The organism is Burkholderia sp. Tr-862, from assembly GCF_011753085.1.
In the GTDB taxonomy this organism is placed as follows: domain Bacteria; phylum Pseudomonadota; class Gammaproteobacteria; order Burkholderiales; family Burkholderiaceae; genus Burkholderia; species Burkholderia ambifaria.
Genome location: NZ_VWWG01000064.1, coordinates 1 through 23,246 on the forward strand (window position 1 = coordinate 1; position 23,246 = coordinate 23,246).

A 23,246-nucleotide genomic window follows, 5' to 3' on the forward strand; every position below is an offset into this window, starting at 1 on the left:
CGCGGCCACGCGCCGCACGCGGACGACATCGCGGCGGCGGCCTGCTATCTCGCGACCGCGCCCGGCGTCACGGGCGCGACGCTGACCGTCGACGGCGGCGAGCACCTGGTGCCGCCCGCCGCCGGCCCGAATGAATGAACTGCGCGGATCGCGCGGCCTGATTGCCGCCGTCCGCGCCGCTTTGCGTGCGCGCACGCCAATTTGACTGGGACGACCATGTTTTCCGCTCTCCTGCACCCCCGCCTCGCGGACTGCCGCAGGCTCTACCTGCGCGACTACGAGGTGCACATCAACATCGGGGCCTTCGAACACGAGAAGCGCGGCGAGCAGCGCGTCGTCATCAACATCGACCTGTTCGTGCCGCTCGCGCTGTCCACCCCCGTCGACGACCGGCTGCATGAAGTCGTCGACTACGACCTGATGAAGCAGAGCGTCGCGCAGTGTCTCGCGCGCGGCCACATCCACCTGCAGGAAACGCTGTGCGACGCGATCGCCGCGAACCTGCTGGCGCACGACACCGTGCGCGCGGTACGTGTCCGTACCGAGAAACCGGACGCCTATCCGGACTGCGACGCCGTCGGCGTCGAAGTCTTTCGCATCAAGGACGAGGAGCGCGCATGAACGCCCCCCACATGCATGACACGGCGGCCGATGGCGCCGCCATCGAAGCCACCGTCGCCGATATCGCCGACACCGGCCGCCGCGCGCTGACGCGCCGCGAGCAGAAGGAAGCGTACGAGAACAACAAGCTGTTCAAGCGGATCGTGCGCCAGGTCGGCCAGGCGATCGGCGACTACAACATGATCGAGCAGGGCGACAAGGTGATGGTGTGCCTGTCGGGCGGCAAGGACAGCTACGCGATGCTCGACGTGCTGCTGCGCCTGCGCGAGCGCGCGCCGATCGACTTCGACATCGTCGCGGTCAACCTCGACCAGAAGCAGCCGGGCTTCCCCGAGCACGTGCTGCCCGAATACCTGACGCAGATCGGCGTGCCGTTCCACATCGAGAACCAGGACACCTACAGCATCGTCAAGCGGCTCGTGCCCGAGGGCAAGACCACCTGCTCGCTGTGCTCGCGGCTGCGCCGCGGGATCCTGTATCGCGTGGCCGGCGAGCTCGGCGCGACCAAGATCGCGCTCGGCCACCACCGCGACGACATCCTGCAGACGCTGCTGCTCAACATGTTCTATGGCGGCAAGCTGAAGGGGATGCCGCCGAAGCTGCAGTCGGACGACGGCAAGAACGTCGTGATCCGCCCGCTCGCGTACGTGAAGGAGACCGATCTCGAGAAATTCGCGGAGCTGCGCGAATTCCCGATCATCCCGTGCAACCTGTGCGGCAGCCAGCCGAACCTGAAGCGCGCGGAAATGAAGGCGCTGATCCGCGACTGGGACAAGCGCTTCCCCGGCCGCGTCGACAACATGTTCAGCGCGCTCGCGAACGTCGTGCCGTCGCACCTGATGGATACGACCCAGTTCCCGTTCGCGTCGCTGCGCGCGACCGGCCAGGCCGATCCGCAAGGCGACATCGCGTTCGACGAGGAGCCGTGCGCGTCCGGTGACGACACCGCCGCGACGCGCGACGGCGCCCGGCCGATCTCGATCGTCCAGTTCGACGACCTGTAAGCAGGGTCCGAACAGCCGCCGGACCGCGGCCAGCGACCGCGTTCCGGCGCTGTCGCCCCGCCGCGACAGGCCCGGATCGCCAGGGGCCGCATGCTAAAATGGTCGGCTTCGAACTCCTCTGACAAGCTGGCGCCATGAATATCGTGATTTTGGCGGCAGGCACCGGCAAGCGCATGCGTTCTGCGCTGCCGAAAGTGCTCCATCCCCTGGCCGGCAGGCCGCTCCTCTCCCACGTCATCGCCACCGCGCGCACGCTGCAGCCGTCGCGGCTCGTCGTCGTCGTCGGTCATGGCGCCGAGCAGGTCCAGGCCGCCGTCGGCGCGCCCGACGTCCAGTTCGCGCTGCAGGCCGAGCAACTCGGCACCGGCCACGCGGTGCGCCAGGCGCTGCCGCTGCTCGATCCCGCGCAACCGACGCTGGTGCTGTACGGCGACGTGCCGCTCACCCGCGCGTCGACGCTGCGGCGTCTGGTCGACGCCGCGCGCGAAGGCAGCTACGGGATTCTGACCGTCACCCTCGACGATCCCACCGGCTACGGCCGCATCGTGCGCGACGCGGCCGGCTTCGTCACGCGCATCGTCGAGCAGAAGGATGCGTCGCCCGAACAGTTGAAGATCGCCGAGATCAACACCGGCATCATCGTCACGCCCACGGGCCAGCTGTCGATGTGGCTCGGCGCGCTGAAGAACGAGAATGCGCAGGGCGAGTACTACCTGACCGACGTCGTCGAACTCGCGATCGAGGCCGGCTTCGAGGTCGTCACGTCGCAGCCCGACGAGGAGTGGGAAACGCTCGGCGTGAACAGCAAGGCGCAGCTCGCGGAGCTCGAGCGCATCCATCAGCGCAACGTCGCCGATGCGCTGCTCGTCGACGGCGTCACGCTCGCCGATCCGGCGCGCCTCGACGTGCGCGGCACGCTGCGCTGCGGCCGCGACGTGTCGATCGACGTGAACTGCGTGTTCGAAGGCAACGTGACGCTCGCCGACAACGTGACGATCGGCGCGAACTGCGTGATCCGCAACGCGTCGGTCGGCGCCGGCACGCGCATCGATGCGTTCACGCACATCGACGGCGCCGAGCTCGGCGCGGACACCGTGATCGGCCCGTACGCGCGGCTGCGCCCGGGCGCGAAGCTCGCGGACGAAGCGCACGTCGGCAACTTCGTCGAGGTGAAGAACGCGGTGATCGGCCACGGCTCGAAGGCGAACCACCTGACGTACATCGGCGACGCCGACATCGGCGCGCGCGTGAACATCGGCGCGGGCACGATCACCTGCAACTACGACGGTGCGAACAAGTTCCGCACCGTGATCGAGGACGACGTGTTCGTCGGGTCGGACACGCAGTTCGTCGCGCCGGTGCGCGTCGGCCGCGGCGTGACGATCGCGGCCGGCACGACGATCTGGAAGGACGTCGCCGAGGGCGTCCTCGCATTGAACGAGAAGACGCAGACCGCGAAGAGCGGCTACGTCCGCCCGGTCAAGAAGAAAAATTGACATCACGCGGGCGCCCCACGGCGCCCGCTTCCACATAGAGGGTAGATTTTCATGTGCGGCATTGTCGGCGCAGTTGCGCAGCGTAATATCGTTCCGGTGCTGATCGAAGGATTGCGGCGCCTCGAATACCGTGGCTACGATTCGTGCGGTGTCGCCGTGCTCGAGCCGGGCGCTCCGAAGCGCGCGCGCAGCGTCGCGCGCGTCGCCGATCTCGACGCGCAGGTCCACGAATCGCACCTCGAAGGCACGACCGGCGTCGCGCACACGCGCTGGGCGACGCACGGCGCGCCCGTCACGCACAATGCGCACCCGATCTTCTCGTCGAACGCGCTCGCGCTGGTGCACAACGGCATCATCGAGAACTTCGAGACGCTGCGCGAAGCGCTGCGTGCGAAGGGCTACGAATTCGTGTCGCAGACCGACACCGAAGTGATCGCGCACCTCGTGCACAGCCTGTATCGCGGCAACCTGTTCGACGCCGTGCGCGAAGCCGTGCAGCAGCTGCACGGCGCGTATGCGATCGCGGTGACCCACAAGGACGAGCCGCACACGGTCGTCGGCGCGCGCCAGGGTTCGCCGCTCGTCGTCGGTCACGGCGACGGCGAGAACTTCCTCGCCTCCGACGCGCTGGCGCTGGCCGGTAGCACCGACCGCTTCACGTTCCTCGAGGAAGGCGACGTGTGCGAACTGTCGCTCGACGGCGTGAAGATCGTCGACCGCCACGGCGCGCTCGCGCAGCGCGAGATCCGCGTCGTCAGCGCGTACGGCGGCGCGGTCGAGCTGGGCCCGTATCGCCACTTCATGCAGAAGGAAATCTTCGAGCAGCCGCGCGCGATCGGCGACACGGTGCCGCAAACCGACGCGTTCGACGCGACGCTGTTCGGCGATGCGGCCCCCGCCGCGTTCGCGAACATCGACAGCCTGCTGATCCTCGCATGCGGCACGAGCTACTACTCGGGCCTCACCGCGAAGTACTGGCTCGAATCGATCGCGAAGATCCCGACCCAGGTCGAGATCGCCAGCGAATACCGCTACCGCGAGTCGGTGCCGAACCCGCGCCAGCTCGTACTGGTGATCTCGCAATCGGGCGAGACGGCCGACACGCTCGCCGCGCTCAAGCACGCGCAGTCGCTCGGCCACACGCATACGCTCGCGGTGTGCAACGTCGCGACGAGCGCGATGGTGCGTCTCACCGAGATGCAGTTCCTGACGCACGCGGGCACCGAGATCGGCGTCGCGTCGACGAAGGCGTTCACGACCCAGCTCGTCGCGCTGTTCGTGCTGGCCGCGACGCTCGGCAAGCTGCGCGGGCACGTCGACGCCGCGCAGGAAGCGCAATTCCTGAAGCAGCTGCGCCACCTGCCGGCCGCGCTGAACAGCGTGCTCGCGCTCGAGCCGCAGATCATCGCGTGGTCGGAGGAATTCGCACGCAAGGAAAACGCGCTGTTCCTCGGCCGCGGGCTGCACTACCCGATCGCGCTCGAAGGCGCGCTGAAGCTGAAGGAAATCTCGTACATCCACGCGGAGGCCTATCCGGCCGGCGAACTGAAGCACGGGCCGCTCGCGCTCGTCACGGAAGCGATGCCGGTCGTCACGGTCGCGCCGAACGACACGCTGCTCGAGAAGCTGAAGTCGAACATGCAGGAAGTGCGTGCGCGCGGCGGCGAGCTGTACGTGTTCGCGGATGCCGACACGCAGATCGTCAACGACGACGGCCTGCACGTGATCCGGATGCCGGAACACTACGGGCAGTTGTCGCCGATCCTGCACGTCGTGCCGCTGCAATTGCTCGCGTATCACACCGCGTGCGCGCGGGGCACCGATGTGGACAAGCCGCGCAACCTCGCGAAGTCGGTGACGGTGGAGTAAGTAATCGGCGCAGCGCAGTCCGGCGCGCCGACCAGACTGACGGAGAGACCATGGTAAGACTGTTTGGATGCGGATTGCTGGCGCTGACTTTCGCGTCGACGGGCTGGGCGGCCGAGCACTACGTCGAAGTCTGGAACCCGCCCGAGGCGCGGCAGCCGGCAGCCCGTACACCGGATGCCCGTATGCCGGCCGCGCGCACGGGTGCCGACGCGCACGCCGGCGGCAAGGCCGTGGAAAAGCATGCGAGCGTGCAGCCGAAGGCCGCGGTCAAGCCGCACAATCGCCGCGTCGCGCAAGCCGTGAAGGCCGCCCCGCATCGTCCGCCTGCCGCGACGGTCGAGGCGCCGGTCGCACCGCGCCCAGTCGCGCAGCCCGCGCCGGGCCGGCTCACGGTGATGCAGCCGGCCGCGCCCGACACGCCGCACGCGCTCAATTTCTCCCACATCCCGCGGCAATACACGCCGGACGGCAACGTGCTGCGCGTCGGCACGAACGACCGTTCCGCGAAGGTGACGCGATAATGGAAGCGCAGACCTATCACGGCTACCAGATCTGGGGCCACGCAATCCTGCAGCAGGACGAGATCCTGCAGCCCGAACGCTTCGCGGCGAGCGGCACGATCACGCAGAACAATCGGCTCGTCGAAGCGTCGGGCGTGCTCGGCGTGTTCGATACCGAGGACGAAGCGCGCGAAGCGGGGCTCGAATGGGCCCGCGCGTGGATCGACGGTCATCGCTGAACGGGTCACGCACGAACCGCGCGCGAACCGTCAACGCAAAGAAAAAGGGGCGTCCGCACGACGCCCCTTTTTGCATTCGGACCCGCCGGCTCAGGCGGCCGGACGCGGCGGCCTCATGGCCGTATGCGGGCGGCCGACGAGCCGCGTGAGCACGACGATCGCGACCAGCGTGACGAGGTACGCGACGATCTGAATCCCCGCCGGACGCGCGGTATAACCGACCAGCGTGTGCAGCGCCTTGCCGACGATGCTCGATTCCTTGAGCAGCCACGACGTGTCCCACAGCGCATCGCCCCACGACGGCACGAGGCCCGCCGCGAGCAGGAAGCCGGCGCACTGGCTCGCCATCCCCGCCGCGAGCAGCACGATCAGCGCGTTGGTGACGGAGAACAGGCGCTTCAGCGGAATCTGCAGCAGGCCCGCGTACATCGCGTAGCCGAGCCCGGCTCCGCCGAGCACGCCGAGCAGCCCGCCGGCGATCATCTGCGGCGTCTGTCCCGGATCGCCCGCCGCGATGCCGTACAGGAACAGCACGGCCTCGGAGCCTTCGCGCAACACCGCGACGCCGACCACGATCGCCAGCCCCGTCAGCGGCCGGCTGCCGGCCGCGACGGCGCGCCCGACTTCGCCCATGTGCAGCGCCATCTCGCGGCCGTGGCTGCTCATCCAGATGCAGTGCCACGCCAGCATCAGCGTCGCGACGAACATCACGCCCGCGTTGAAGACCTCCTGCCCCATGCCGGACGCCCATTGCGAGATCACGTCGGCGAACGCGGCGATCAGGCCCGCGCCGATCACGCCGCCGACGAGCCCGCCGCCGACCCACCAGCCGCGCCGCGGCACGCCCTTCGTGGCGGCCATCACGATCGAGACCACCAGCGCGGCCTCGAGCACTTCACGAAAGACGATCAGGGCGGTCGACAGCATGGTGATATCCGCTTACTTGACGGTGAGGTGCGTCTTCGACTGCGCTTCGTGATACTCGTCGTGGAACTCGTAGGTGCCGGCCTTCAGCGGCCCGACGAGAATCTCGACCGACTTGCCGGCCGGCACGACCTTCTCCGCCTTGAAATCGTCGCTTTCGAATTCCGCGGGCGTCGCGTCGAGGTTTTTCACGACGAACTTCACCTTCTTGCCGGCCGGGATCGTCACGCCATCGGGCGAGAACTTGTGGTCCTTCAGCGTCAGGTTGACGACATCGTCGGCAGCGAAGGCGGACGTTGCCGATGCGCCCAACAGGGCCAGTGCGAAGCCGATGGCAAAACGAGTCATGTTCGTAATGAAAAGAAATATCGAGGGGAATCGATATTAAGATCGATTCGCATTTTCAACTCGAAGTACCCTTACTTTGGTCATGGAGATCGTGCGTCGTCGATTCCGCCCGTGCCTTGTCGGGCAAGGCTCCGCGAGGGTTAGCCGATAATGCGCGGCCGTCAATCGGGATAAATTCGGGCTGACGCGCGCGGACGAACCGCTATTCGTCTGACCTCAAGTTTACAAACAGCTGTCGCGATACCGTACGGTGCGAACGGGCTTGACCTTCCCACCATGGCAAGCTTCATGCTGGATCTACTCGTCAATCGTCAACTCAGGAGAACACGATGGAATTCGAAGTCCAGGACATGACCTGCGGCGGCTGCGCCAATGCGATCACGCGCGCCGTGACGGCGGCGGACCCGGCCGCGAAGCTCGACATCGACGTGGCCGCGAAGATCGTCAAGGTCGAATCGGCGCAAGGCGCCGAGCGCGTGCAGTCGGTCATCGAAGCCGCGGGCTTCCACCCGGCACTGCGCTCGGCCTGACGCGGGTGCAGCACACGCGGGCGCAGTGCCGGCCGGCACCGCGCCCGCCCACCGACTGCGTCAGCGCAGCCGGATCAGCGTCGACTTCAGCTCGGTGTACTTCTCGAGCGCGTGCAGCGACTTGTCGCGGCCATTGCCCGACTGCTTGTAGCCGCCGAACGGGAAGTTCATGTCGCCGCCCTCGTCGTAGCAATTCACCCACACCGTGCCCGCGCGCAACCGGCGCGACACGTCATGCGCGGTCGTCAAATCCGACGTCCACACGGCCGCCGCGAGCCCGTACTCGGTATCGTTCGCGATCCTGACTGCCTCGTCGACCTCGTCGAACACGATCACCGACAGCACGGGACCGAAGATCTCCTCGCGCGCGATCCTCGCATCGGGCTTCACCTCGAACACCGTCGGCTCCACGTAGAAGCCGCCCGATGCCTCGTTCACACGTGCGCCGCCCGTGACGAGCGTGCCTTCCTTGCGCCCGGCGTCGATGTAGCCGAGCACGCGCTCGAGCTGGATCCCGTCGACGATCGCGCCCATCGATACCGACGGATCGAGCGGGTTGCCCGGCACGTACGCACGCGCGGCCGCGACCAGCTTCTCGATGAACGCATCCTTGATGTCGCGATGCACGAGCAGGCGCGAGCCGGCCGTGCACATCTCGCCCATGTTGTAGAAGATCGCGCCGGCCGCGGCCTGCGCGGCACGGTCGAGATCCGGACAATCCGGCAGCACGATATTCGGCGACTTGCCGCCGAGTTCGAGCCAGGCACGCTTGAGGTTCGACTGCGCGGCGTACTGCATGATCAGCTTGCCGACCGCGGTCGAGCCGGTGAACGCGATGCAGTCGACGTCGCGATGCAGTGCGAGCAACTTGCCCGGTTCGCCCGCGCCCGGCACGACGTTGAACACGCCCGCCGGGATGCCGGCCTCGAGCGCGAGCTGCGCGACGCGGATCGCGGTCAGCGGCGACTTCTCCGACGGTTTCAGCACGACGCTGTTGCCGGCCGCGAGCGCCGGGCCGAACTTCCATGCGGCCATCAGGATCGGGAAGTTCCACGGCACGACGGCCGCCACCACGCCGACCGGCTCGCGCGTGACGAGACCGACGAGATGATGGTCGGCCGGCGCGACTTCACCGCCCACCTTGTCGATCGCTTCGGCGAACCACTCGACGCAATACGCGGCGCCCGGCACGTCGACCGTCGTCGTATCGCCGATCGGCTTGCCCGCGTCGAGCGTCTCGAGCAACGACAGTTCGTCGAGATGCTCGCGCATCAGCGCGGCCCAGCGCAGCAGCACGGCCTTGCGCGCGCGCGGGTTCAGTCCGGCCCACACGCCGGCGTCGAACGCGCGGCACGCGGCCGCAACCGCGGCGTTCACATCGGCTTCGCCGCAATCGGCCACCTTCGCGAGCACGCGGCCGTCGATCGGGCTCACGCAGTCGAACGTCTTGCCGCCGTGCGCGTCGCGCGACGCGCCGTCGATGAATGCGCGCCCTTCGATCTCGAGCGACGCCGCCTTGTCCTGCCAGTCAGCCAAAGTCAACTTATTCATCAGGATGCCTCAATTGTCGTGGCATTCGCGCAGCAGCGCGCCGCGCAATGGCAACACTGCCGGCGGCGAATGCGGTGATGCGCGGTCAGAAGGTCGCCGGCGAATTGGCCGACACGACCTCGCAGAGCTGTTCCGCGCTGGGATTGCGAAAACGGTGCGGCAAACGGCTTTCGAAGTAGTAGCCGTCTCCGGGGTCGAGCAGCCAGGTCGCGCTGTCGACGGTGAGCTCCAGCCGGCCGGACACGACCACGCCGCCCTCGTGCCCCGCGTGCACGAGCATCTCGGGCCCCGTATCGGCAAGCGGCTGATAGATCTCGCGCATGATGCACATGTTGCGATCCTTCACGCCCGCGCCGACCAGGTGGAACGCGAGCGTGTCGTTGCCGAGGTTCGGCATCTCGTCACGGCGCGACACGACCGAGCGCGACTCGACCAGCTCGAACGTGAAGAACTCCGCGAGACTCATCGGGATGCATTCGAGCAGTTTCTTCAGCGAGCCGACCGACGGGCTCACGCGGCCCTGTTCGATCAGCGAGATCGTGCCGTTGGTCACGCCGGCCCGCTTCGCGAGTTCGCGCTGCGACAGGCCATGCTTGTTGCGCACGAAACGCAGGCGCTCGGCGACTTCGGTAGACATCGATTCGGTTTCGGACACGATAGTAGTGCGGTGAAAAGGTGAAACGACGCGTTGGGCAGCCGTTGAATATTCTAATCACTTTATGCCGCGCATCAGCGGGGAAAACCCTGAAAGGCGTTCGAAATAATGAACACCCGAAATCGCATTCCATTTCCGAATATTTTGTTCGGAATGCCTCGGGAAAGCCCTGACACGACACCGTCAAAAAACATTTGACGCCGTTTTTGGCTCGTATATGCTGGCTCTCAGGTCAGCGTCATTGACCATTCATTGGCACCGAAAAACGTTATCGCAACGTAAAAATTGATGCCGATCGATGTAAATGACGCAGGCCCGGCACCTCGATTATTTTAAACGCCCCGCGCGTCGAAACGATCAGGTGTTCAATACTTTCAACAAACCAGTCGAGTGTAATCGTGAGAGTCCGTGGCCCTCTGGTGAGGTGGGATCGAGGCGATGTGCGAAGTTTGCGCAGCGCTGCTCCCGCTTCCGATGGCAGTTGCGGCTGGCATAGTCCTCGCCTGCTGCACCTGTCGATCTACACCATCCTGTCCCGTCGTTCCGTTCGGCGTCACAACGCCGTATCCGCACGTGCATTCGTGGCCGTCGATACCGACGAAGTCGCGTCGCTGCTGCCATAGCGCCTCTCCCCCTTTTCTCGTCGTCCGTTTCAGCTGCCTGTTCGTCCGCCGCGCCGTCTGCGCGGTGACGGAACGCGTTCGCGCATCGATTGCTGCGTCGCGCATCGCAACGAAACGAACGAGGCCTGACCGTCGCGCACAGCGCGGGCCGCCACGCGACCCCGTCGTGCCCATTCATCAGCGGCCTTGACGCTCTGCGCCAGGCTGCGGGGCTCTGTCGCGCCCGCGTTTTGCCGTCTCCGGCACAACGCACGTGCAAGCCTTATGGACAACTGATTGACGTCATGGAAAGGAAACCCCTCGTCGGCATCACCGCCGACTTCACGCAGCTCGGCGCACACGCGTCGCACACGGTCGGCGACAAGTACGTCGCGGCGATCGTCGACGGCGCGCACGCGTTCGCGATGGTGCTGCCCGCGCTCGGCGACCGCCAGTCGGCCGACGACGTGCTCGACACGGTCGACGGCCTGCTGTTTACCGGCAGCTATTCGAACGTCGAGCCGCATCTGTACGGCGGCGAGCCGAGCACACCCGGCACGAAGCACGACCCTGCACGCGATGCGACGACGCTGCCGCTGCTGCGCGCGGCGATCGTGGCGGGCGTGCCGGTGCTCGCAGTCTGCCGCGGCTTCCAGGAGCTGAACGTCGTCTGCGGCGGCACGCTGCATCAGCACGTGCACGACGTGCCGGGCCTCGCGGATCACCGCGAGGACGACGCCGCGCCGATGGAATCGCAATACGGCCCCGCGCACCTCGTGCACCTGACGCCCGGCGGCAAGCTGCATGCGCTCGCCGGCGGACGCGACGAAGTGCACGTGAACTCGCTGCACAAGCAGGGCATCGCGCAGCTCGGCTCCGGCCTCGCCGTCGAAGCCGTCGCACCGGACGGCCTGATCGAGGCCGTGAGCGTCGTCGACGCACCGGCTTTCGCACTCGCCGTGCAATGGCATCCGGAATGGCGGCATGCGCAGGACCCGCTGTCGAGCGCGATCTTTCGCGCGTTCGGCGACGCCTGCCGCGCCCGCCGCGCCGCCCGCACGCATACCACGGCCGCTGCCGCGCTCGCATGAGCGCGCCGACCCACACAACGAGAACGGACATGCAAGACATGGAAGACTTTCTGAGACAGCACCGGATCACCGAAGTCGAGGCGATCATTCCCGACATGGCCGGCATCGCACGCGGCAAGATCACGCCGCGCAACAAGTTCACGTCCGGCGAATCGATGCGCCTGCCGCAGGCCGTGATGGTGCAGACCGTCACCGGCGAATATCCGGAAGACGGCTCGCTGACCGGCGTGACCGACCCCGACATGGTGTGCGTGCCCGACACGTCGACGATCCGCCTGATCCCGTGGGCCGTCGATCCGACCGCGCAGGTAATCCACGACTGCGTGCACTTCGACGGCTCGCCGGTCGAGATCTCGCCGCGCTATGTGCTGCGCCGCGTGCTCGCGCTGTACAAGGCGAAGGGCTGGAAGCCCGTGGTCGCACCGGAGCTCGAGTTCTACTTGGTCGACATGAACAAGGACCCGGACCTCCCGCTGCGCCCGCCGGTCGGCCGCACGGGCCGCCCCGAAACGGGCCGCCAGTCGTACTCGATCGAGGCCGTCAACGAGTTCGATCCACTGTTCGAGGATATCTACGAGTACTGCGAAACGCAGGGTCTCGACATCGACACGCTGATCCACGAAGTCGGCGCCGCGCAGATGGAGATCAACTTCATGCACGGCGACGCGCTGTCGCTGGCCGATCAGGTGTTCCTGTTCAAGCGCACGGTGCGCGAGGCAGCGCTGCGCCACAACATGTACGCGACGTTCATGGCCAAGCCGATGGAAGGCGAGCCGGGCTCCGCGATGCACGTGCACCAGAGCATCGTCGACGAGGAAACGGGCCGCAACCTGTTCACGTCGCCGGAGACGGGCGGTGCGACCTCGCTGTTCTACAACTACCTCGCCGGGCTACAGAAGTACACGCCGGCCCTGATGCCGATCTTCGCGCCGTACATCAACTCGTATCGCCGGCTGTCGCGTTTCATGGCCGCGCCGATCAACGTGCAGTGGGGCTACGACAACCGCACGGTCGGCTTTCGCATCCCGCACTCGGGCCCGGCCGCACGCCGCATCGAGAACCGGATCCCGGGCGTCGACTGCAACCCGTACCTCGCGCTCGCGGCGACGCTCGCGGCCGGCTATCTCGGCATGACGCAGCGCCTCGAGCCGACCGAACCGCTCGTCAGCGACGGCTACGACCTGCCGTACCAGCTGCCGCGCAACCTCGAGGAAGGGCTCACGCTGATGGCCGCGTGCGAGCCGCTCGGCGAGATTCTCGGCCACAAGTTCCTGAAGGCGTATTTCGCGCTGAAGGAAACCGAATACGAAGCGTTCTTCCGCGTGATCAGCTCGTGGGAACGCCGTCATCTGCTGCTGCACGTGTAAGCGCGCGCACCAACCCAATACGGAAATACGGAGGAAACATGAGTTACCGCAACGAATCCGCGTGGATCCAGCCCGCCGCACCGGCGGCCCGCACGACGCAGGCCCGCTCGACTGCCGAATACCGCGCGCTCGACGCCGCGCACCATATTCACCCGTTCTCGGACATGGGCGCGCTCAATCGCGCGGGCAGCCGCGTGATCGTGAAGGCCGACGGCGTCTATCTGTGGGACTCCGACGGCAACAAGGTGATCGACGGGATGGCCGGCCTCTGGTGCGTGAACGTCGGCTACGGCCGCAAGGAGCTCGCCGACGCCGCGTATCGCCAGCTGCAGGAGCTGCCGTTCTACAACACGTTCTTCAAGACCACGCACCCGCCTGTGATCGAACTGTCGGCGCTGCTCGCCGAAGTCACGCCCGCGGGCTTCAACCACTTCTTCTATTGCAACAGCGGCTCGGAAGGCAACGACACCGTGCTGCGCCTCGTGCACCAGTACTGGCGCGTGCAGGGCAAGCCGCAGAAGAAGTTCGTGATCTCGCGCAAGAACGGCTACCACGGCTCGACGATCGCGGGCGGCACGCTCGGCGGGATGGGCTACATGCACGAGCAGATGCCGTCGAAGGTCGAGCACATCGTGCACATCGACCAGCCGTATTTCTTCGGCGAAGCGCAAGCCGGCGAGACGCCCGAGGCGTTCGGCCTGGCGCGCGCGCAGCAGCTCGAGGCGAAGATCCTCGAACTCGGCGCGGAGAACGTCGCGGCGTTCATCGGCGAGCCGTTCCAGGGCGCGGGCGGCGTGATCTTCCCGCCGTCGACGTACTGGCCGGAAATCCAGCGGATCTGCCGCAAGTACGACATCCTGCTCGTGGCCGACGAAGTGATCGGCGGTTTCGGGCGCACCGGCGAATGGTTCGCGCACCAGCACTTCGGCTTCGAGCCGGATCTGATCACGATGGCCAAGGGCCTGACGTCGGGTTATGTGCCGATGGGTGCGGTAGGCATTCACGAGCGCATCGCGCGGCCGATTATCGATAACGGCGAATTCAATCACGGCCTCACGTACTCGGGGCACCCGGTGGCGGCAGCCGTCGCCGTCGCGAACCTGAAGTTGCTGCGTGACGAAGGGATCGTCGAGCGTGTGAAGCGCGACACGGGCCCGTACTTCCAGGCGCTGATGCGCGAAACCTTCGCGCGTCACCCGATCGTCGGCGAGGTGCACGGCCACGGCCTCGTCGCGAGCCTGCAGCTCGCCGAAGCACCGGCCGAACGCCGGCGCTTCGCGAACGGCGGCGACGTCGGCACGATCTGCCGCGACTTCTGCTTCAACGGCAACCTGATCATGCGCGCGACCGGCGACCGGATGCTGCTGTCGCCGCCGCTCGTGATCTCGCGTCAGGAAATCGATGAACTCGTATCGAAGGCGAAGAAGGCCGTCGATGCGACCGCCCAGCAACTGGGCCTTTCGTAACGACCTTGCCTACGGGCGTGCGGCGGGCGCCGCACGCCACCATCATCCAGGGGAATTCCACCATGCGTTCCAGCTTTCTTCGCCAAGCCTGTTCCGTTGCTGCCCTTGCCGCCGCGGCCGCGTTCACGTCGGTCGCCAGCCCGTCGGCGCATGCCGACGAGCTGAACGTCTACAACTGGTCCGACTACATCGCACCGGACACGATCCCGAACTTCCAGAAACAGACGGGCATCCACGTCAAGTACGACAACTACGACAGCGACGACACGCTGCAGGCGAAGCTGCTGGCGGGCAGCTCGGGCTACGACATCGTCGTGCCGACGTCGAACTACATGGCCAAGCAGATCCAGGCCGGCGTGTACCAGAAGCTCGACAAGTCGAAGCTGCCGAACCTCGCGAACCTCGACCCGCTGCTGATGAAGATGATCGCCGATGCCGACCCGGGCAACCAGTACGGCGTGCCCTGGGCCTACGGCACGGACGGCATCGGCTACAACGCGCAGGCGGTGAAGAAGGCGCTCGGCGACAAGGCGCCGGTCGACAGCTGGGCGCTGGTGTTCGACCCGGCCAACATGGAGAAGCTGAAGAGCTGCGGCGTGTCGTTCCTCGACCAGGCCGTCGACGTGTTCGCCGCCACGCTGCAATACATCGGCAAGGATCCGAACAGCAAGAATCCCGGCGATTACCAGGCTGCCTTCGAAGTCCTGAAGAAAGTCCGCCCGTACATCACCCAGTTCAACTCGTCCGGCTACATCAACGACCTCGCGAACAACGACGTGTGCGTCGCGCTCGGCTGGTCGGGCGACATCGGCATCGCGCACCGCCGCTCGGCGGAGGCGAAGCGCTCGTACGACATCAAGTTCGCGAATCCGAAGGAAGGCGGCCTGCTGTGGTTCGACGTGATGGTGATTCCGAAGGATGCACCGCACCCCGAGGCCGCGATGAAGTGGATCAACTACGTGTCCGACCCGAAGGTCAACGCGGCGATCACCAACACGGTGTTCTACCCGACCGCGAACAAGGCCGCGCACCCGTTCGTCACGCCGGCCGTCGCGCAGGACCCGACCGTCTATCCGCCGGAAGACGTGCTCAAGAAGATGGTGCTGATGAAGCCGATGCCATCCGACATCCTGCGCCTCGAGAACCGTCTCTGGGCGCAGCTGAAGACGGGCCACTGACCGCGCCCCGTCACGGCGGCGCAGGCACCGGCTGAACGCCTGCCCGCCCGGGATCCGCGGACTCTCCGTCTGCCCGCGCGCACCGCGCGCCCTGTTCCATCCGGCACGAGCCGTTGTCCGCGAGTCGCGTTGCGCGCCTCGCGTGGGGACGCTCGCGCCAGCAATCCGTGAAGAACGAATGGTGACTCCCATGCAATCGATACCCTCTTCCGCTGCAGTACGCCAGACCCAACCGGCCGCCGCGGCCCGCTCGAAGAACGACGCGTTCGTGCGCATCGAAAACGTCGTGAAGAAGTTCGGCGACAGCACCGCCGTCGACAACGTGAATCTGACGATCGCGAAGAATGAACTGTTCGCGCTGCTCGGCAGCTCGGGCTGCGGCAAGTCGACGCTGTTGCGCATGCTCGCCGGGCTGGAGACGGCCACCTCCGGCAAGATCCTCGTCGACGGTGAAGACCTCGCGTCGCTGCCGCCGTATCGCCGCCCGGTGAACATGATGTTCCAGTCGTACGCGCTGTTCCCGCACATGTCGGTCGAGTCGAACGTCGCGTTCGGGCTGAAGCAGGAAGGCACGCCGAAGAACGAGATCAAGGAACGCGTGGCCGACGCGCTCGCGCTCGTGCAGATGAGCAAGTACGCGAAGCGCAAGCCGCACCAGCTGTCCGGCGGCCAGCAGCAGCGCGTCGCGCTGGCCCGCTCGCTCGTCAAGCGCCCGAAGCTGCTGCTGCTCGACGAACCGATGTCCGCGCTCGACAAGAAGATCCGCCAGAAGACCCAGCTCGAACTGGTGAACATCATCGAGAAGGTCGACGTGACCTGCGTGATGGTCACGCACGACCAGGAAGAGGCGATGACGATGGCGAGCCGCCTCGCGGTGATGAGCGAAGGCAAGATCGTGCAGATCGGCACGCCCGGCGAAGTGTACGAATACCCGAACAGCCGCTTCTCGGCCGAGTTCATCGGCTCGACGAATCTGTTCGAAGGACGCGTGGTCGAGGACGAGCCCGATCACATCTTCGTCGAGAGCGACGACCTCGAGGCGCGCATGTACGTGAGCCACGGCGTGACCGGCCCGCTGGGGATGCCGGTCGGCATCTCGGTGCGGCCCGAGCGCGTGCATGTGTCGCGCGACAAGCCCGGCTCGCATCACAACTGGGCGCGCGGCGTCGTGACCGACATCGCGTACATGGGCAGCTACTCGCTGTATCACGTGCGCCTGCCGAGCGGCAAGACGGTCGTGTCGAACCTGTCGAGCTCACACCTGCTGCACGACGGTGCGCCGTCGTGGAACGACGACGTGTTCGTGTCGTGGTCGCCGGCCAGCGGCGTCGTGCTGACGCAGTGAGGACGACATGATGAGAACTTCCGCTTCCACTCCGTCCGCGCCGGTATCAACCGGTGCGGCAAGCACCGGCGCCGGCCGCGCGCGCCGCAGCCGTTTCGCCGCGCTGTCGCGCTTCCTGCCGTCGGGCCGCAACGTCGCGATCGGCGTGCCATTCCTGTGGCTCACGATCTTCTTCGCGCTGCCGTTCGTGCTGGTGTTCAAGATCAGCTTCGCCGATCAGGTGATGGGGATCCCGCCGTACACGTCCCTCGTGGCGTTCAAGGACGGCGTCGTGCACTTCGCGCTGCAGCTGTCGCACTACGCGTTCCTGCTGCAGGACGACCTGTACATCGCGACCTACCTCAGCTCGCTGAAGATGGCCGCCGTGTCGACGGTGCTGTGCCTGCTGATCGGTTATCCGATGGCGTACTACATCGCCCGTGCCGAACCGAGCCGGCGCAACGTACTGATGATGGCCGTGATGCTGCCGTTCTGGACGTCGTTCCTGATCCGCGTGTACGCATGGATCGGCATCCTGAAGGATGACGGCCTGCTGAATCACACGCTGATCGCGCTGGGCATCATCCACACGCCGCTGCGCCTTTATCACAGCGACGCCGGTGTCTACATCGGGATGGTCTATTCGTACCTGCCGTTCATGATCATGCCGCTCTATGCACACCTCGTGAAGATGGACCTCACGCTGCTCGAGGCCGCGTACGACCTCGGTGCGAAGCCGTGGGTCGCGTTCACGCGCATCACGCTGCCGCTGTCGAAGAACGGGATCATCGCCGGCAGCCTGCTGGTGTTCATTCCAGCGGTGGGCGAGTACGTGATTCCGGAACTGCTCGGCGGCGCCGACACGCTGATGATCGGCCGCGTGATGTGGGATGAGTTCTTCAACAACATGGACTGGCCGATGGCGTCCGCGGTGACGGTCGCGATGGTGCTGCTGTTGCTGGTGCCGATGGCGCTGTTCCAGTACTACCAGGTCAAGGAACTGGAGGGAGCGAAATGATCAAGCCGAACAAACCGCTGTCGACGGGCGTTCTCGCCTTCGGCTTCCTGTTTCTGTACATCCCGATCATCAGCCTGGTCGTGTACTCGTTCAACGAATCGAAGCTGGTGACGGTGTGGTCGGGCTTCTCGCTGAAGTGGTACGCGGCGCTTCTGGAAGACGACGAGCTGCTCACCGCCGCGTGGCTGTCGCTGAAGATCGGCCTGCTGACGGCCACCGCGTCGGTCGTGATTGGCACGTGGGCGGGTTTCGTGCTCGCGCGCTTCGGCCGTTTCAAGGGCTTCACGCTGTACACCGGGATGATCAACGCGCCGCTGGTGATTCCGGAGGTGATCCAGGGGATCTCGCTGCTGTTGCTGTTCGTTGCGCTGGAGCAGATGTTCGGCTGGCCGAAGGGCCGCGGGATGGTGACGATCTGGATCGGTCACGTGATGCTGTGCGTGTCGTACGTGGCAATCATCGTGCAGTCGCGCGTGAAGGAGATGAACAAGTCGCTGGAGGAAGCGGCGCTGGATCTGGGCGCGACGCCGCTGAAGGTGTTCTTCGTGGTGACGCTGCCGCTGATCTCGCAGGCGCTGCTGTCGGGCTGGCTGCTGTCGTTCACGCTGTCGATCGACGATCTGGTGCTGTCGGCGTTCCTGTCGGGGCCGGGCTCGACGACGCTGCCGCTGGTGGTGTTCTCGCGCGTGCGGCTCGGTCTGAATCCCGAGATGAACGCACTGGCGACGCTGTTCATCACCGCGGTGACGATCGGCGTGATCGTCGTGAACCAGATGATGATCGCGCGCGAACGGCGTCGGGTCGCCGACCTGAAGGCGGCATTCGCGACGGCCTGACGCCCCGCCTCCCCATCCATCGATAACAAGACGTGCGCGCCGCGCGTTTGCGGCGCGCACCGAAACGCAGATTGACAGGCACACGACAAGGAGAATCCGCAATGAAGAAGAAACTGATCTGCCTGCTGGTGGCCGGCGCGTTGCCGGGCATCGCGCTGGCTGACTCGACCTCCGCCGAAATCAAGGCATTGCAGGCGCAGGTGGCCGCGTTGCAGAAGCAGATGAAGGCCATGCAGGCGCAGCTCGCCGGGAAGCCGGGCGGCGCACCCGTCGCGCAGGCCGGTGCGACGGCCGCGTCCAGGCCGGTGATCGTGGCCGCCGATCCGGCCTCGCCGGACTATGGCAAGGCGCAGGCCGCGCTGACCAACGACGAAGTCAGCGAAATGAAGCAGCAGATCGCCAACCAGCAGCTGAAGGTCGACTCGCTGACGGACGCGGCCAGCACCGGGCCGCTCGCGGGCCTGTCGGTGACGGGCTACATCGACCCGACCTACATCTACAACCGCGCGGCCGGCACGTCGTCGTTCCTGTTCGCGAACCACGAGAACGCGTACAACTACTTCAACAGCACGTTCGGCGACCTGTACCTCGACATCAAGAAGACCTTCGGCGTCGGCCCGATGGCGCCGTCGGCCGAGATCACGCTGATGCCGAACCGCGGCAACGGCATCACGCTGCTGCAGAACTCGCGCGGCTCGATCACCGACAACCTGCTCAACACCGCGGTCATCAACGTGCCGATCACCGCGTCGACCACGCTCGTCGCCGGCCTGATCCCGAGCTTCGGCGGCTACGAGGTGCAGCAGTCGAACCAGATGCTCACGCTCACGCACAACCTGCTGTACGACTTCTCCGATCCGGGCAGCTACGTCGGTGCGGGCGCGAACTACACGAAGGGCAACTGGGCATGGAAGTTCTTCGTCGGCAACGAGCAGTACCGCACGTACGGCTCGGTCACGCAGACGGGCACCAACGCGCTCGGCGACCCGATCACGACCAGCAACAAGGTGCCGACCTTCACCGCGCGCGCCGACTACACGTGGTCGAGCGCACTCGACATCGGCGGCTCGATCAACATCGGCCGGCAGACGCTGGCGAGCGCGATCGATTCGGACGGCAACGTCCACTACGGCCCGGGCGGCGCCGCGCCGAGCGCGTACGGCACGTTCTTCTTCGGCGAAGTCGACGCGACCTACACGCTGGCCGACATCCAGTACAACGCCGAACTCGACTACGGCCAGCAGCAGCATGCGGCGTACAACGGCGGGCTCGCGCAGTGGTACGGCCTGTCGCTGCTCGCGCACCGCAAGTTCAACGCACCGGTGGTCGGCCGCATGGGCGTGACGCTGCGCTACGATGCGCTCGTGAACCGCAAGAACGGCGGCGGCGGCGGCGGCATCGCGCTGAACGGCAACGGGATGGATCCGTCCAACGGCTTCGGCGTCGATGCGGACTGCCTCGCGACGTCGAAGGCGAACGGCGGCCTGGGCTTCGACTGCAAGGGCGCCATCCGCCAGGACGTCGCGCTCGACCTGCTGTTCTATCCGACCCAGCAGATCACCGTGAAGGTCGAATACCGGCACGACTGGGCGAACAACAAGGTGTTCCTGCGCAACGATGGTTCGTACGGCAAGTCCAACGACCTGCTCGCGACGCAGTTCATCTATTCGTTCTGACGCTGGCCGCGCGGGACGCCGTGCCCACGCATGGCGTCCCGCGCCGTTTCACCCGGCCGGACCGCGGTGCGTCGCGCACCGGCGCCGGCCGTCTTCGAGGGAGTCGGTTTGATGACGCAGTCTTTCACCCGCCGCGCCGATGCGCTCGCGCGCGACTCGTACTACGAAGCGACCGCCACGCGGCCGGTGGTCGACGACCCGGTGCTGGAGGACGCGATCGACGTCGACGTGTGCGTGATCGGCGCGGGCTTCGCGGGCCTGTCGACGGCGCTCGATTGCCGCGCGCGCGGGCTGTCGGTCGCCGTGATCGACGCGCACCGGCCCGGCTGGGGCGCGTCGGGTCGCAACGGCGGCCAGGCGATCACGGGGTTCGCGAAAGACGAGGTGATCGAGCGGCAGCTCGGCGCCGCCGGGGCACGCGCCGCATGGTCGCTGTCGCTCGACGGCGTCGCGCTGATCGCCGAGCGGATCGCGCGGTACGGCGTCGACTGCGACTTCACGCGCGGCTACCTGACGGTCGCGACGAAACCGCGCCGCATCGACGACCTGCGCGCCTGGATGGACGCCGCGCGCTCGCGCTGGGGCCATCCGTCGCTGTCGTGGCTCGACACCGGCGAGGTCCGCGCGCGCATCGCGTCGTCCCGCTATCTGGCGGGCGTCTACGATCCGCTGTCGGGTCACCTGCATCCGCTCAAGTATTGCCTCGGCCTCGCCGATGCCGCACGCCGTGAAGGCGTCGCGCTCCATGCGCACACGCCCGCGCTCGAGGTCGTGCGCGGTGCGCGGCCGGTCGTGCGCACGCCGTCGGGCGAGGTGCGCTGCCGCTTCGTCGTGTCGTGCTGCAACGCGGGCCCCGGCGGCATCCTGCCGGCCGCGACCGCCGCGCGCATCGCGCCGATCGCGTCGACCATCATCGCGACCGAACCGCTCGGCCGCGCACGCGCCGACGCGCTGATCGCGCAACGCGAAGCCGTGTGCGACAACAACTTCTTCCTCGACTACTTCCGGCTCTCGGCCGACCACCGGATGCTGTTCGGCGGCCGCGCGAATTCCGCGGGCGCATCGCCCGACACGCTCGCCGAAACGATCCGGCGGCGCATGGTCGGCGTGTTCCCGCAGCTCGCCGACGTGCGCGTCGATCACGCGTGGGGCGGCTTCGTCGACGTCACGCGCAACCGCGCGCCGGACTTCGGCGCGCTCGATCCGAACTTCTTCTACGTCCAGGGCTTCAGCGGACACGGCGTCGCGCTGACCGGCATCGCCGGGCGCGCGATCGCCGGCGCGATCGCGGGCGACACGCGCGCGTTCGACCTGTTCGCCCAGCTGCGCCACCGGCGCTTTCCCGGCGGCGACGCGTGGCGGCAGCCCGCGCTCGAACTCGGGATGCTGTACCACCGCGTGCGCGAGCTGTTCTGAGCCTTCTTTCTCCGTTCTCCTGACCATGCAGACATTCGCCAACCAGCCGCACGTCGCGTCGTACTACGCGGCGACCGCCAACGATACGACCCGCCATGCGCCGCTCGCCGGCGCGACCGATGCCGACGTGTGCGTGATCGGCGCGGGCCTCACCGGCTTGTCCGCCGCGCTCAACCTCGCCGAGCGCGGCCATTCGGTGACCGTGCTCGAGGCGTCGCGGGTCGGATGGGCGGCGAGCGGACGCAACGGCGGCCAGCTGATCGGCGGCTTCGCGTGCGGCATCGATACGTTCGGCAACTTCATGCCGGAAGGCGACGTGAAGCGGATCTGGGACATGGGGCTCGAAACGCTGTCGCTCGTGAAGTCGCGCATCGCGCAACACGACATCGACTGCGCGCTCGTACCCGGCTACCTGACCGCCGCGAACACCGAGCGCGACGCCGATGCGCTGAAGCGCTGGCGCGACGAGGCCGCGAAGCGCTTCGGCTACGACCGCTTCCATTTCGTCGAAGCGGACGAACTCGGCGATTACGTGCAGTCGGCGCGCTATCGCGGCGGCCTGTACGACCCCGACAGCGGCCACCTGCATCCGCTGAACTACACGCTCGGGCTCGCGCGCGCGGCGACCGATGCCGGCGTGCGGATCCACGAGGACAGCTGCGTGACGCGCGTGCGCGACGTCGCGGGCGGTCATGTCGTCGAAACGGACCAGGGGCACGTGCGTGCGCGCTTCGTCGTGCTCGCCTGCAACACCTATGTCGGCACGCTCGCGCCTGCGCTGTCGAAAAAGATCATGCCGGTCGGCACCTACGTGATCGCGACCGAGCCGCTCGGCGAAGCCCGCGCCGCCGCGCTGATGCCCGCACGCGCGGCGATCTGCGACAGCCGCTTCGTGCTCGACTATTTCCGCCCGGCGCCCGACACGCGGCTCGTGTGGGGCGGCAAGGTCAGCTATTCGACGCGGCCGCCGCGCAATCTCGCCGACGCGATGCGCGCGGACATGCTGAAGACGTTCCCGCAGCTCGCGGACGTGAAGGTCGACTACGCATGGGGCGGCTTCGTCGACATCACGATGAACCGCGCGCCGCACTTCGGGCGTGTCGCGCCGACGCTGTATTTCGCGCAGGGCTTCTCCGGGCACGGCGTGAACACGACCGCGCTCGCGGGCAAGCTGATCGCCGAGGCGATCGACGGCCAGGCGAGCCGCTTCGACCTGTTCGGCAGGATCCGGCATCGCGACTTCCCCGGCGGCGCGACGCTGCGCACGCCGGCGCTGGTGCTCGCGATGAGCTGGTACCGGCTGCTCGACGCGCTTGGCGTGCATTGAGCGTCATCCCGCGGCGATGCGGTGCAAGCGTTGAACGCCGCCGCACGCCGATGCAAAACGAAAACGGCCGCGCAACGAGCGCGGCCGTTCGATCGAATCGCATCACGTCGGCATGATGGCGGCGCGACGGGCGAACACGGTGCCCGTGCGCTGCGGCCGACCTGCGCTCAGTCCGTCCCGTACTTCGGCGAATGCGGACCGCACGGCA

General features: G+C 66.9%; 22 protein-coding genes and 1 pseudogene. 19 read left to right on the forward strand and 4 right to left on the reverse strand.

Annotation, left to right across the window (positions count from 1 at the left end; genetic code table 11):
- The 7 genes and pseudogenes from F3J14_RS18495 to F3J14_RS18525 form a co-directional block, all read left to right on the forward strand.
- Window positions 1–138 (forward strand): annotated as a pseudogene (locus F3J14_RS18495) (short-chain dehydrogenase); the annotation flags it as partial.
- Between the two features lie 78 nt (window positions 139–216).
- Window positions 217–621, forward strand: a complete 405-nt coding sequence (locus F3J14_RS18500; protein ID WP_166724248.1) for a dihydroneopterin aldolase — start codon at window positions 217–219, stop codon at window positions 619–621.
- The gene (gene ttcA, locus F3J14_RS18505; RefSeq protein ID WP_166724249.1) at window positions 618–1,625 is read left to right on the forward strand and encodes a tRNA 2-thiocytidine(32) synthetase TtcA; all 1,008 of its coding nucleotides are present in this window, start codon (window positions 618–620) and stop codon (window positions 1,623–1,625) included. The genes F3J14_RS18500 and ttcA overlap by 4 nt, the downstream gene beginning before the upstream one ends.
- A 134-nt stretch (window positions 1,626–1,759) precedes the next feature.
- Entirely contained in the window at window positions 1,760–3,121 is a 1,362-nt protein-coding gene (gene glmU, locus F3J14_RS18510; RefSeq protein ID WP_166724250.1) for a bifunctional UDP-N-acetylglucosamine diphosphorylase/glucosamine-1-phosphate N-acetyltransferase GlmU, read from the forward strand.
- A 51-nt stretch (window positions 3,122–3,172) separates the two neighbouring features.
- Window positions 3,173–4,990 carry a glutamine--fructose-6-phosphate transaminase (isomerizing) gene (gene glmS / locus F3J14_RS18515; protein ID WP_166724251.1) on the forward strand — a complete coding sequence of 606 codons (1,818 nt, stop codon included), beginning with the start codon at window positions 3,173–3,175 and terminating at the stop codon, window positions 4,988–4,990.
- A 50-nt stretch (window positions 4,991–5,040) separates the two neighbouring features.
- The gene (locus F3J14_RS18520) at window positions 5,041–5,511 is read left to right on the forward strand and encodes a hypothetical protein (protein WP_166724252.1); all 471 of its coding nucleotides are present in this window, start codon (window positions 5,041–5,043) and stop codon (window positions 5,509–5,511) included.
- Window positions 5,511–5,729, forward strand: coding sequence for a hypothetical protein (locus tag F3J14_RS18525; protein ID WP_124496473.1), 219 nt, complete (start codon window positions 5,511–5,513; stop codon window positions 5,727–5,729). Before F3J14_RS18520 ends, F3J14_RS18525 begins: the two co-directional genes overlap by 1 nt.
- A gap of 90 nt (window positions 5,730–5,819) precedes the next feature.
- Here the strand turns inward: F3J14_RS18525 and F3J14_RS18530 are convergent, their stop codons facing one another.
- On the reverse strand, window positions 5,820–6,656 hold the full coding sequence (locus tag F3J14_RS18530) for an FTR1 family protein (protein WP_166724253.1): 837 nt from the start codon (window positions 6,654–6,656) through the stop codon (window positions 5,820–5,822).
- Window positions 6,657–6,668: 12 nt separating this feature from the next.
- The gene (locus tag F3J14_RS18535) at window positions 6,669–7,001 is read right to left on the reverse strand and encodes a cupredoxin domain-containing protein (RefSeq protein ID WP_006488047.1); all 333 of its coding nucleotides are present in this window, start codon (window positions 6,999–7,001) and stop codon (window positions 6,669–6,671) included.
- A gap of 329 nt (window positions 7,002–7,330) precedes the next feature.
- Here F3J14_RS18535 and F3J14_RS18540 point away from each other — a divergent pair, with 329 nt between their 5' ends.
- A complete protein-coding gene (locus F3J14_RS18540; RefSeq protein WP_166724254.1) occupies window positions 7,331–7,531 on the forward strand; it encodes a heavy-metal-associated domain-containing protein in 201 nt (66 codons plus the stop codon).
- Window positions 7,532–7,591: 60 nt separating this feature from the next.
- On the opposite strand, the gene F3J14_RS18545 is transcribed toward F3J14_RS18540, so the two are convergent.
- Together F3J14_RS18545 and F3J14_RS18550 are read right to left on the reverse strand one after the other, a co-directional pair.
- On the reverse strand, window positions 7,592–9,082 hold the full coding sequence (locus F3J14_RS18545; RefSeq protein WP_166724255.1) for an aldehyde dehydrogenase: 1,491 nt from the start codon (window positions 9,080–9,082) through the stop codon (window positions 7,592–7,594).
- 85 nt (window positions 9,083–9,167) lie between these two features.
- Window positions 9,168–9,719: a cupin domain-containing protein gene (locus F3J14_RS18550; RefSeq protein WP_006754613.1), complete on the reverse strand. Its 552-nt coding sequence runs from the start codon at window positions 9,717–9,719 to the stop codon at window positions 9,168–9,170.
- Between the two features lie 458 nt (window positions 9,720–10,177).
- On the opposite strand from F3J14_RS18550, the gene F3J14_RS35735 reads away from it, so the two are divergent.
- The 11 genes from F3J14_RS35735 (at window position 10,178) to F3J14_RS18605 (ending at window position 23,038) form a co-directional block, all read left to right on the forward strand.
- Entirely contained in the window at window positions 10,178–10,360 is a 183-nt protein-coding gene (locus F3J14_RS35735; protein WP_006402789.1) for a hypothetical protein, read from the forward strand.
- Window positions 10,361–10,644: 284 nt separating this feature from the next.
- Window positions 10,645–11,430, forward strand: a complete 786-nt coding sequence (locus F3J14_RS18560; protein ID WP_166724256.1) for a gamma-glutamyl-gamma-aminobutyrate hydrolase family protein — start codon at window positions 10,645–10,647, stop codon at window positions 11,428–11,430.
- A 29-nt stretch (window positions 11,431–11,459) separates the two neighbouring features.
- Window positions 11,460–12,797 carry a glutamine synthetase family protein gene (locus tag F3J14_RS18565; RefSeq protein WP_012364877.1) on the forward strand — a complete coding sequence of 446 codons (1,338 nt, stop codon included), beginning with the start codon at window positions 11,460–11,462 and terminating at the stop codon, window positions 12,795–12,797.
- 38 nt (window positions 12,798–12,835) lie between these two features.
- Window positions 12,836–14,263 (forward strand): aspartate aminotransferase family protein, encoded by a 1,428-nt coding sequence (locus F3J14_RS18570; protein WP_166724257.1) that lies wholly within the window; start codon window positions 12,836–12,838, stop codon window positions 14,261–14,263.
- Window positions 14,264–14,325: 62 nt separating this feature from the next.
- Window positions 14,326–15,441 carry a polyamine ABC transporter substrate-binding protein gene (locus F3J14_RS18575; protein WP_166724258.1) on the forward strand — a complete coding sequence of 372 codons (1,116 nt, stop codon included), beginning with the start codon at window positions 14,326–14,328 and terminating at the stop codon, window positions 15,439–15,441.
- A 190-nt stretch (window positions 15,442–15,631) separates the two neighbouring features.
- Window positions 15,632–16,786 (forward strand): polyamine ABC transporter ATP-binding protein, encoded by a 1,155-nt coding sequence (potA, locus tag F3J14_RS18580; RefSeq protein ID WP_011658123.1) that lies wholly within the window; start codon window positions 15,632–15,634, stop codon window positions 16,784–16,786.
- A gap of 10 nt (window positions 16,787–16,796) precedes the next feature.
- Window positions 16,797–17,783, forward strand: coding sequence for an ABC transporter permease subunit (locus F3J14_RS18585; RefSeq protein ID WP_166724259.1), 987 nt, complete (start codon window positions 16,797–16,799; stop codon window positions 17,781–17,783).
- On the forward strand, window positions 17,780–18,619 hold the full coding sequence (locus tag F3J14_RS18590) for an ABC transporter permease subunit (RefSeq protein WP_166724260.1): 840 nt from the start codon (window positions 17,780–17,782) through the stop codon (window positions 18,617–18,619). The genes F3J14_RS18585 and F3J14_RS18590 overlap by 4 nt, the downstream gene beginning before the upstream one ends.
- Window positions 18,620–18,720: 101 nt before the next feature.
- Window positions 18,721–20,295 (forward strand): DUF3138 family protein, encoded by a 1,575-nt coding sequence (locus tag F3J14_RS18595; RefSeq protein ID WP_166724261.1) that lies wholly within the window; start codon window positions 18,721–18,723, stop codon window positions 20,293–20,295.
- A 111-nt stretch (window positions 20,296–20,406) separates the two neighbouring features.
- Window positions 20,407–21,711: an FAD-dependent oxidoreductase gene (locus tag F3J14_RS18600; RefSeq protein WP_166724262.1), complete on the forward strand. Its 1,305-nt coding sequence runs from the start codon at window positions 20,407–20,409 to the stop codon at window positions 21,709–21,711.
- 25 nt (window positions 21,712–21,736) lie between these two features.
- Window positions 21,737–23,038 (forward strand): FAD-binding oxidoreductase, encoded by a 1,302-nt coding sequence (locus F3J14_RS18605; protein WP_166724263.1) that lies wholly within the window; start codon window positions 21,737–21,739, stop codon window positions 23,036–23,038.
- The last annotated feature ends 208 nt before the right edge of the window (window positions 23,039–23,246 follow it).

Bases quoted from the DNA above. Each gene is read 5' to 3' on its own strand.
- F3J14_RS18545 (WP_166724255.1), bottom strand. From the start codon at position 9,082: ATGAATAAGTTGACTTTGGCTGACTGGCAGGACAAGGCGGCGTCGCTC.
- glmU (WP_166724250.1), top strand. From the start codon at position 1,760: ATGAATATCGTGATTTTGGCGGCAGGCACCGGCAAGCGCATGCGTTCT.
- F3J14_RS18565 (WP_012364877.1), top strand. From the start codon at position 11,460: ATGCAAGACATGGAAGACTTTCTGAGACAGCACCGGATCACCGAAGTC.
- F3J14_RS18575 (WP_166724258.1), top strand. From the start codon at position 14,326: ATGCGTTCCAGCTTTCTTCGCCAAGCCTGTTCCGTTGCTGCCCTTGCC.
- F3J14_RS18535 (WP_006488047.1), bottom strand. From the start codon at position 7,001: ATGACTCGTTTTGCCATCGGCTTCGCACTGGCCCTGTTGGGCGCATCG.
- glmS (WP_166724251.1), top strand. From the start codon at position 3,173: ATGTGCGGCATTGTCGGCGCAGTTGCGCAGCGTAATATCGTTCCGGTG.
- F3J14_RS18570 (WP_166724257.1), top strand. From the start codon at position 12,836: ATGAGTTACCGCAACGAATCCGCGTGGATCCAGCCCGCCGCACCGGCG.
- F3J14_RS18600 (WP_166724262.1), top strand. From the start codon at position 20,407: ATGACGCAGTCTTTCACCCGCCGCGCCGATGCGCTCGCGCGCGACTCG.
- potA (WP_011658123.1), top strand. From the start codon at position 15,632: ATGCAATCGATACCCTCTTCCGCTGCAGTACGCCAGACCCAACCGGCC.
- F3J14_RS18585 (WP_166724259.1), top strand. From the start codon at position 16,797: ATGAGAACTTCCGCTTCCACTCCGTCCGCGCCGGTATCAACCGGTGCG.
- F3J14_RS18560 (WP_166724256.1), top strand. From the start codon at position 10,645: ATGGAAAGGAAACCCCTCGTCGGCATCACCGCCGACTTCACGCAGCTC.
- F3J14_RS18540 (WP_166724254.1), top strand. From the start codon at position 7,331: ATGGAATTCGAAGTCCAGGACATGACCTGCGGCGGCTGCGCCAATGCG.
- F3J14_RS18500 (WP_166724248.1), top strand. From the start codon at position 217: ATGTTTTCCGCTCTCCTGCACCCCCGCCTCGCGGACTGCCGCAGGCTC.
- F3J14_RS18530 (WP_166724253.1), bottom strand. From the start codon at position 6,656: ATGCTGTCGACCGCCCTGATCGTCTTTCGTGAAGTGCTCGAGGCCGCG.
- F3J14_RS18595 (WP_166724261.1), top strand. From the start codon at position 18,721: ATGAAGAAGAAACTGATCTGCCTGCTGGTGGCCGGCGCGTTGCCGGGC.
- F3J14_RS18525 (WP_124496473.1), top strand. From the start codon at position 5,511: ATGGAAGCGCAGACCTATCACGGCTACCAGATCTGGGGCCACGCAATC.
- F3J14_RS18520 (WP_166724252.1), top strand. From the start codon at position 5,041: ATGGTAAGACTGTTTGGATGCGGATTGCTGGCGCTGACTTTCGCGTCG.
- F3J14_RS18550 (WP_006754613.1), bottom strand. From the start codon at position 9,719: ATGTCTACCGAAGTCGCCGAGCGCCTGCGTTTCGTGCGCAACAAGCAT.
- ttcA (WP_166724249.1), top strand. From the start codon at position 618: ATGAACGCCCCCCACATGCATGACACGGCGGCCGATGGCGCCGCCATC.
- F3J14_RS18590 (WP_166724260.1), top strand. From the start codon at position 17,780: ATGATCAAGCCGAACAAACCGCTGTCGACGGGCGTTCTCGCCTTCGGC.
- F3J14_RS18605 (WP_166724263.1), top strand. From the start codon at position 21,737: ATGCAGACATTCGCCAACCAGCCGCACGTCGCGTCGTACTACGCGGCG.